Origin of the sequence: Bradyrhizobium manausense, assembly GCF_001440035.1 — a bacterium.
Classification (GTDB): Bacteria; Pseudomonadota; Alphaproteobacteria; order Rhizobiales; family Xanthobacteraceae; genus Bradyrhizobium; species Bradyrhizobium manausense.
This window is the reverse complement of the sequence record NZ_LJYG01000052.1, coordinates 21,506-22,842: the sequence shown is the minus strand read 5'-3', so window position 1 is coordinate 22,842 and position 1,337 is coordinate 21,506. Positions and strand designations below refer to the sequence as shown.

Below are 1,337 nucleotides of genomic sequence, written 5' to 3'. Positions count from 1 at the left end.
AAGCGCGAGCGCCGGCATCAGGTCGAGCGTGTCCAGCCCGACTTCGCCGTCGACGCTCTTCTCCTGATCAAGCGTCACGACGAGATGGCCGCGCAGGCGTGAACCCGATGCGGTGCCGTCGAGATCGTCGAAGATCAGGCGATTGCCTGCCAGCGTGAGGCGGGAGGACAGGCTCGCAGTCTGAGCCGATTTATCGGCCGGAGCGGCCCCGAACAGCGGCGCCAGATTGACGTTGCGGACGTGCAGGTTCACGTTTGCCTTGGGCTCAGCCGCCGACAAGTCGACGCTGCCTTGCGCATCCGCGTCCAGGCCGCCGCCACCGAGCTTTGCATTCAGCTGCATCGGCCGTCGCCAGGCGCCGCTCAGCCTGCCCTCGATCTGCGCGGCGCCCGCGCCTGCGGCAACGATGCGATCGAGGCCAAGCAGCGCCGTCAGCGCGGCGGCCTGCGGCGTCGAGATTTTCGACTCCAGCGTGAAGTCGCTGCCCCGTAGTTTTTCGATGTCGAGGCCGCCAACCGCCGCGACCTGCGGCTGCGCGGCGAACGTCGCGGCGGCCTTGAGCTGCGGCGCATCGAGGTCGAACACGATACGGGCATCGCTGCGGTCGGCATGTTCGGCGCTCTTGTCAAGGCTGAGGTCGAGCTTCAAGCGCGTTGCGCCGGGCAAGGCCGGGATGGCGTCGAAGCGCGCGCGGACCGCGGGCGCGACCGGCTCCAGCAACGCCGTGAGATCGCGCAGAGAATTGGCCGACGATTTCAGCGCGAGCTTGCCGGTGGCCCTGGTGCGGTCAAAGCTGCCGCTCGCCTCCGTGGTCACGCCGCTGGCCTGGCCGAAGTGCAATTGCTCCAGCGAGAGTGCGGTCGGGCCGTAGCCGAGCCTGGCCGCGAACGGCCGCAGCTCCTGTCCCGCCGAAATCGCGCGGCCGATGTCGAGCGAAAGTTTCGCCTCCTCCGGCCATTCGCCTTGGGGACCTGCGACCGCGCGGACAAAGCTCGTGGCGGCATCGAGATCGAGACGGTCCGCCTTCAGCTCCGCCTCGATCCGCGAGCCTTTGTTCGCGCCCGTTTGCACGAAGGCGATCCGCCCCTGGACGGTGCCACCTTCAATGTCGGCCTTCAGGGCGTCGATGGCCAGATGATTGGCCGCGATCGTCACATTGCCATCGAGACGGAGCGGCCTCGTGCTGCGCCGGATAATTTCGTTGCGGCCCTGCAGCCAGGCCACCAGCGTATCCGGATCGGAGGACTCGACACTGAGGCGGCCGCTGAAACTGTCGGCGCCGGGCGCGGCGCCGTTGAGCGAAACCTGCGTCATGCCGGGTGCGCGCAGCTCGAGCC

Annotated in this window: 1 protein-coding gene; it reads right to left on the bottom strand. The window is 68.3% G+C overall.

What is annotated here, in order from left to right; genetic code table 11:
• A partial coding sequence (locus tag AOQ71_RS47765) for an AsmA family protein (protein ID WP_488226146.1) occupies positions 1-1,337 on the bottom strand: 1,337 nt, incomplete at both ends.